Source organism: uncultured Nostoc sp. (genome assembly GCF_964245575.1).
GTDB lineage: Bacteria > Cyanobacteriota > Cyanobacteriia > Cyanobacteriales > Nostocaceae > Nostoc.
Genome location: NZ_CAXTNP010000047.1, coordinates 1 through 8064, shown reverse-complemented (window position 1 = coordinate 8064; position 8064 = coordinate 1). Strand labels below are relative to the sequence as shown.

The following is an 8064-nucleotide window of genomic DNA, read 5'->3' as shown; positions in this document are numbered from 1 at the left end:
ATTGGTGATACAAGTAATATTCAAGACCAGTTAAAAAGATTAACTGGAATTATTGATGAGGAAAGTTTAAATAAAAAAGGTAGTGGAATTCCAGAAATAAAAGAAAAAATATTTAATTATATTAATACTGAACGTGTATTCGTATTAAAAAAGAGATGCGAGGCTTCCATAAATACAATCTTAACTACCTCGGAAGAAATTTATAAATTAGTTAGCAATGGTCGTCATCGATACTAGCCCTTCGATGAAAGATGAAGCTTCCGACCTTAGCAATGCCGCCGCCGCAGCTATTGCTACCGCCTCTTCTAGTTGTCCTTGCGATTTGAGAGTGATTTGGCTTGGCATCGAAGGCACTTGGAAAGGGACAAATTTTAATCGGACAGTAAGGGATCATCTTTTGACAGAGTGCCAAGTTTCTAAGGGAGACCTGCGAGCCAGAAAGCGAGGACAATTACCTGATGCGGGAGCGCAGGAAGATGCGGCTCGAACTGTAGAAGATATCTCAACTTATTTTGATTGGCGACCAGGCGCAACCCGATCAATTTTCTATTTGGGAGATGAAGCCCTCGAAGCTGGAGGAGATAGAACTGAAGAGAAAGATATTATTGCTGCCAATAAAGCGATCACAAAAGCTCAACAGGCAGGAGTGAAGGTTCATACTTATTTTGGCACGACTAAGAGCAAATTTAAAGATAGTTTGCAGCAAGAATATGCCAGATTAGCTAAAGAAACAAGTGGAGAAGCTTTTACCGGTCGCGATTCTATTGGTGGCTTTACAGAGGTTCTTCAAAAGGTAATTTGCAATAGCCGTCCAGTTGGGATTAAGTTAGAGATTCAGCAGCCACTACCGTGTTTTGAGTTAAGGAGCGATCGCCAGCCATTGACGGTGCAGGGTTCAGAAACTATTGCGATCGTAGTCTCTAACTGTTACTCAAATGTTACCTTCAGAAGTTTAACAGCTGTTGTATTGGCATTGCTAAAAGATGGAACTCCCATGCCCAATTTAGCCGATGGAAAGCCAGCGATTACGATTAAACCATCACCAGAAATAGCCTTTGGTGACTTACTTTCCATTGGTTCTCATAACTCTGAATCTACTAGAGAAGTATTGCGGGAAATAGTAATAGAAACCAATAGTTTTAATAGTGCAGACTACACGCTGAAAATTGAATACTCTTATCGGGCAGAGTTTGATTTTCAAGGTGGCGATGACTTTGCGTTAGGACTCTAATCCGCTATCACCTACCAGAACACAAGGCGCCATCGCCCTTCATTACCTTCTGATTAGTCTGCAAATAATCATGTAGCAAATTGCAACCCCGTGCCAGCAATTTTTCCAGTTCGATATCTGCCAAATTCTGGAAAATTACTGTGCCATTACCACTCCCCGCAGCCAGAGTCTTGCCGTCATTACTAAAACTGACACTGGTTAACTCTTGCTTATCACCTTTCAAAGCAATCAGCAACGTCCCTTGTCGGTTCCAAATTCTCACCTTATCATCACTGCTAGCTGCTAAAGTTTTACCATCGGGGCTAAAACTCACACTGATGAAACTATCGCCATCGCCTGTAAGATTATTTAGCAGATGACCGTCTCGGCTCCAAATCTTCACCGTGTTATCAATACTAGCTGAAGCGATCGCTTGACCATCAGGTGTCCAAGCAACCCCATTTACCCGGCGACTATGACCAGTTAAGTTGTATAGTAATTTACCATCTACACTCCAGATTTTCACTGTTTTATCATCGCTGGCTGAGGCTAGCAACTTGCCATCAGGACTAAAGCTTACCCAATTCACCGCATCTTGATGTCCCTGCAAGGTGTTAAGCAGTTTACCATCTCGACTCCAAAGCTTTACTGTTTTATCTTTACTAGCTGAGGCAATTACTTGACCATTAGGTGACCAAGCTACACTCAAGACGGTATCATTATGACCCTGCAAGGTATTGAGCAGTTTACCGTCACGACTCCAAAGCTTCACTGTTTTATCTTTACTAGCCGAAGCAATTACTTGACCATCGCGGCTGAAACTAACGCCCCAAACTTCACTCTTATGCCCCGTGAATGTACGGAGTAGTTTCCCGTCTCTACTGAAAAGTTTTATAGTTTTGTCCCGGCTTGCTGCTGCTAAGGTGCGATCGTCTGGGCTAAAACTGATGCTAGTTACCCAGTCATCATTATCAGCTTTGGGCTTTCGCAATAACATACCGTCCCAATGCCAGAGTTTAATAGTTTTGTCCCGACTTCCAGAAGCCAAGGTGCGACCGTCTGGGCTGAAACTGACGCTATTCACCCAATTATTATGTCCCTTGAGAGTTCCCAGCAACACACCCTCAGAACTCCAAAGTTTGATTGTCTCATCGGTACTTGCAGAAGCGATCGCTTTCCCATCACGGCTAAAAGTGACGCTGGTCACTCCAGCACTATGCCCCGATAAGGTTCGCAGTAGCTTACCCTCCAGATTCCACAGTTTGATTGTCTGGTCTAAACTAGCAGAAGCAATAGTTTGACCATCGGGCGACCAAGCTACACTTAAGACTGCATCATCATGTGAGAGGAAGGTTTTAAGCAGCTTACCATCCCGATTCCACAATTTCACCGTCTTGTCAGCACTCCCGGAAGCAATGGTTTGTCCATCAGGCGACCAAGCGACACTTAAAACTGCACCATTATGTCCCTGCAAGGTTTTGAGCAGTTTACCATCCCGACTCCACAATTTCACCGTCTTGTCGCTACTCGCTGAAGCAATAATCTGACCATCAGGGCTAAAACTGGCACTATTCACCACACCCTGATGCCCTAATAGAGTAGCAAGCAGTTGACCCTCTCGACTCCAAAGTTTCACCGTCTGATCTTGACTGGCGGAAGCAACAATTTGACTATCTGGGCTGAAACTGACGCTATTAACTACATCTTCATGCCCCGATAACGTTTTGACTAAGCTACCATCGGGATGCCAAAGTTTGATTGTAGTATCCGCACTGGCTGAGGCAATTAAAGAGCGATCAAGGCTAAATGTAACACTATTTACCCCAGAAATATGCCCTTCCAAGCGGTTATATTCTCTTAACCCGGAAACTGCTTGATATAGTGCCGTCTGTACTTGCTCTCTAGTATTGGAATCTACCCAGATTATTTGTTGTAATTTTCTCCCTGCTTTTAAACTTTCTTTTAAAGCATCAATACCTTTTTGGGATGCAAAGAAGGCTTCACTAGATGCACTGAGGGTTTTAATTTCGCTATCTACTGCTGTGACGATGGAAACACTTAATCCCAATATGGCGAGAACAGAAGCAGTAAGTGCAATTTTTAAAGAACGATTTAATTGAGCTTCACTCAGCCTTTGTTTCTTTTGACTTTCTGCGAGTTTAGCTGTTAATTCTTTTTCTTTGAGTTCAGCTCGTAATTGCTCAATTTCTAACTGACTCAATTCTTCGCGCTTGTGTAATTCCCGTAATTCTGTTAATAAGTCCAAACCCTGCTGGGGATGAGGATCTACCAATTGCGATCGCTGCTCATTTTGGCTAAGTTCGCTCTTAAGTCGCTCAATCTCGGCTTGACTCTGTTCTACTTTGTAGCGCAGCTGGTTAAGTTGTACCTGTAAGCTCGATTCTTGTTGTTGCAAGTAGCGAATCAAGTCTACTAAATAATCGTGAATCAGTTGATAGCGTTCTGGTACATCAGGGAATAGTACCACTAAACCAGAGCTAACTAAAATTTCTAATACTAACTCTAATTTACTAGCATCTTCTAATTCTGCTAGCTGCACCGCTAACTCAGCACGAGTTTTAAAAGGTCGGTTATTACTTTCATCTGTTAATAAGTATAAGACTAGTAACGCGGCTCGTTCATTTTCTGGGCCGCAGTCTTTGATTAATTCCTTAAGATATCGCTCGATAAGTTTGTTCGGTCTATATGGCTGATATTCTTCTAGTGTAGTAATTCGCTCATCTTGAATTTGCGCTCCTACAACTTGCAATTCAATGGGGCGGACTTCTCCAAATCCTGTGGATAAATCTTCGATTAAGGCATCAATTAAAGCAGGCTCTAAATTAAACTGCGATCGCTCTGTCAATTTTCGGATAATTGCTTTAGCATATTCTGGCGAAAAATTATTTAACTGGTAGCGAATATGCTTATCGAGAATATTATTATTAATTGCTTCCAGTGCGGAAACATGTTTAAAGTCTAATAAACGATGTAAATAATCTTCTCGTAAAGAAAGAATAACTTTGACAAAGGGTATATTCAGACAGTCGCTAATAAATTTATCAAATTCTTGCTTTTGATTGCGATCACTATAACCAAAGAAAAATTCTTCAAACTGGTCAAAAATTAAAACTGTGATCAGATGGTTATCAGCATTTTCTTTTAGTTGTTGTAAAATTCTGAGGATGGTAATCGGTGTGGCAGAGTAAGGCAAAACTTCCAATTCAATGGCTGTTTCTGCGATGATGTCAGCATATATGGCAAGGGATGCGTCATTAGACATCGCCTCACTTAAAGATTTCCCTAATTCCCGGGCCCAATCGGTGTAAACTTGCAGGACTACAGGTACAGCTATTTGATCGCCAATAGCTCGATTTTGCAGTGCTGGAACTAACCCCGCAGTTACAATAGAACTCTTGCCTACCCCTGATTGACCGTGAATCACCGTCAATTTTCGATCAGCACGGCTAATTCTCCCAATTAAGTTATTAATATCACGCTCTCGGCCAGAAGCCGCAATTTCTAAAGCAACGCTGCTACTCCCAGAATGTGACATCAATGCTGGGTTTGTCGCCTGTCTTTGCGGTTGCAAGCGTCCCGCACCGATAAAAGCCCGAAAACCGTACTGTTGCTCAACAGAACGCCGTTTCTGGCGAATGTAATATGCTTCCAAATATCGCCCTTCTTCAAAATAGAGCGATCGCAGTCTCCGCAATAAGCGAATATAACGATGGGCATCGTATTGATGGGCACTGCTTTCTAAGGCTGCTGGTAGTTCTTTTGTCGCCTTGTCTAAGTATTCACGAGCTACTTCTAACTCACCTAAATTTCGCTGTGCTTTTGCTAAAACTAAATAGTAAATTTGCCCCAATAGTAATGGAAATAAGCAGTTATAAGGGTCATTGTGCTTTTGCGCCTCACCTAATTTCAACAGTGATACGTGTGCTAATATACTCGCTTGTACCCACCGCGACTGCTGCACAGCCACTTGTGCCAGAAAACCGTAGTCACAAGCTAATTGGATTTGACTACCATAAGTTTGATGCAACTCCAGAGACTTTTGAGCAACTGTCTGCAATTCTTGCCATTCTTGCAGATATTGCAAAACTTCAGCGAGTTGACTAATAAATCCAGCAACTATGTCTGGACGCCCAGCCACCTGTAAGATAGTCAAGCACTGCTGAAAATAAGATTTAGCTGTGTACCAATGACGGCGGTTTTCTGTTTGATTTTGCTCTGCTAAACGGCAATAACATAGCCCAATATAAAACAGCAAAACTCCCTGTCGCAGAAGCAATGGAGATGGAGGAGATGGAGGAGATGGGGAAGAAAATACTTCCTTATCTGCTTCATCTCCCTTATCTTTTATCTCTACTAACTTTTGCCAAACTTGCAAGCTTTGCTGAAAATGGTTCAAAGCTGGATTAATGCGATCGCTAATATAATCATCTAGACCAAAAACAAATTCTAAACTAGCGTGTAATTCTGGCTCTAAGGTAATACCACGATCATGCAACTCTCTAATGGCAAAGTGGAGTTCATAGCTATGTTTCCAGACTTGCTCCACAGTGAAATAATGCTTTGCAACTTGAGGAGGTTGGTGTTGTGCAGTATCAGTTGGTAACACCGTGGCAAATAAAGAGTCAGTTTCCTGTTGCAAAAATTGCAGCAATGATTGAGTTGTCATTTCAAACCGAATCGGTGTCGCCGCCCAACTAGCGAAATCTGGCGCTAAACGCACAACCTTTTGCAACACTTGCTCATTCACCCACACAATCATCGGAAATGGGTGGCGTTTGCGAAATTCATCACGAATATGATTGATAGACCTAAGTAGATCATCAAGTCCATCTACTGACTCTAAACCCAAAATCATCAACGCTGATGGCGGATTCGCTTCGGTTAGCAGTTGTAAATGAATACTTGTGTAAAGGCTTCTAGCATTATGCGACAGAACTACCTTTTGAATCCGGTGTACTCCTGAAGAGAGTTCTTCGAGTCGTTGTAGCATTCGCTCTTGCAAAACTCGATAATTGCAGCACACCAAAACCAGGGAGAATTGACCGTTAGAAAGGGCAATTGCTCTCCCCAAACTCCGTAAAGCACGCTCGTTAGCTGCTCTTACATCTACTTGTGCGTGTCGTTCAACCATGATTTAAATTTGTCCGTCTCTGCTAAAACTGGGTTGACGGCAAACCAAGCTCCTTGATGATCGCGGTATTCAAATACAAATAGACTTCGCAAGAGAGCGTGGTATTCTATATCACCTCTAACTCTCTGCTGTTGTACCACCTGAAAGATTAATTCCCACTCATGAGGATCGATGGCGTTAGCTCGGTAATCCCGTTGTCTTTGAATCACCAATTCGACACAATCCCGCTCAAAGGGTGGATCTTGTTCTCGCAGACAGTCAAACAGTAACCCTAGCAAGTCGCGTACATGACCACCACTAATCAGGCACAATCGATCTAAGGTTTCCAAACTATCAAACACCTCTGTAATTAAGCCTAATCGATCGCTAGGTAAAATGTCTGGAAAAGCTCTAGCTAGCACCATTTGCCGCATCATTGCTAGCCCTTGGGTGAAAATCTCCCCAGAGCGCAGACGTACAGGTATCATCGGTAACACTTTGGGTGCGACTCCTCCCCCTAAACGATGCTGAAGTTCGGCGCTATCGTTGGAGAAAGTCAGGGCTAAGGGAATAGTGTAGACTACATGACAATTCAGTTTGCGTAACTGTTCACCTCTCTGAATAAATAAGTATTCTGGTAGCGATCGCCCCGATGGTAAAGGTCGAATTGCAACTCTATCCAAGTTATCAACAATGACCACCAGTCCTTTTTTACCCCTGGTTTTCAGTTCTTTGTTGGCACGTTCTAGCAATTCTTGATTAATTGAGTGTAAAATATTTGCTGTTCGCGGTTCGAGATAATCTCTTAACCGCCGCCGCAATTGGGGACTTTCTTTAGTTTTAGCTGTAATTTTGGCAATCCCCACAGACAACTCTGCTTCTACCCCAAGATCAATTGGTGTTTGCAAAAAATCTACAAGTTCACCAAACAACTTAGTAAAGTAGGTAGATTTGAGCCTAATTTTCATTGCTTCTAGGCTTTCACTCACTTGTCCTGCGATCGCTAACAAAATATCAGTCACATCCACATCTGCCATTTCTAAGACATGGGTAGACTCAAAGTAAACTACATGAAATTGCTGCACTTCTAACTCAGCTTTGAGCCGCAACAACTCCGTTGATTTTCCACAACCGAGATGTCCTGTAAATAGTTGACAGGTTGGGGCATCTGGCGATATTCTAGCGATCGTGCGCTGCAAAGCTTCGATAATTTTGCCACCCCGCACCGCAGCAAAATCGATATAGTACCTGCGATCGCTGGCATTTCCTATGATTAGAGGTCTGCTCGGATTGCAAGCCTGATAAAATCTTTCTAAATCTAGGAGCATAACTAATCGAGTTCACTCAGGAATAGGGATCACAAAATCTACTGACTAAATATATTGGTTTTAGGGAATTGATCCCTTAATTTAAGTACATTTCACCCAAACTACTAACTAAACTAGCAGCATTCAGGATAATTGTTCATATATAAGTTATGTGTAGCACATCGTAATGCTGATATTTGATCTTAAGTAAGTATAAATACTAATATAAGTACAAATAGCAAAAATGTCTAATCTTAAATAAGGTACTCTTATGAATATTAAAAACATCCAACACAAAAAAAGGTACTGTTAAGTACAATTTTCTAGTGTTCTTGAATATAGAGTTTTGTTACAGCAATTTTGAGCTTAATCTCGTTGCTAAATCATGATCTTGTTGATGAAACAGATCCTTTTGT

3 protein-coding genes are annotated in these 8064 nt (G+C 42.0%); 1 reads left to right on the top strand and 2 read right to left on the bottom strand.

All coding sequences use genetic code 11. The features are described from left to right. Nucleotides 1–217: 217 nt before the first annotated feature. Nucleotides 218–1231, top strand: coding sequence for a hypothetical protein (locus tag ACFFAP_RS10240; RefSeq protein WP_375511113.1), 1014 nt, complete (start codon nt 218–220; stop codon nt 1229–1231). Nucleotides 1232–1238: 7 nt separating this feature from the next. Here ACFFAP_RS10240 and ACFFAP_RS10235 read toward each other — a convergent pair whose 3' ends face one another. Further along, nucleotides 1239–6362 carry a hypothetical protein gene (locus ACFFAP_RS10235; RefSeq protein WP_375511112.1) on the bottom strand — a complete coding sequence of 1708 codons (5124 nt, stop codon included), beginning with the start codon at nt 6360–6362 and terminating at the stop codon, nt 1239–1241. After that, nucleotides 6338–7669, bottom strand: a complete 1332-nt coding sequence (locus ACFFAP_RS10230) for a P-loop NTPase fold protein (RefSeq protein ID WP_375511111.1) — start codon at nt 7667–7669, stop codon at nt 6338–6340. Before ACFFAP_RS10230 ends, ACFFAP_RS10235 begins: the two co-directional genes overlap by 25 nt. Nucleotides 7670–8064 lie beyond the last annotated feature (395 nt).

Coding starts and splice junctions, on each gene's coding strand:
- ACFFAP_RS10240 (WP_375511113.1), top strand. CDS start 218: ATGGTCGTCATCGATACTAGCCCTTCGATGAAAGATGAAGCTTCCGAC.
- ACFFAP_RS10230 (WP_375511111.1), bottom strand. CDS start 7,669: ATGCTCCTAGATTTAGAAAGATTTTATCAGGCTTGCAATCCGAGCAGA.
- ACFFAP_RS10235 (WP_375511112.1), bottom strand. CDS start 6,362: ATGGTTGAACGACACGCACAAGTAGATGTAAGAGCAGCTAACGAGCGT.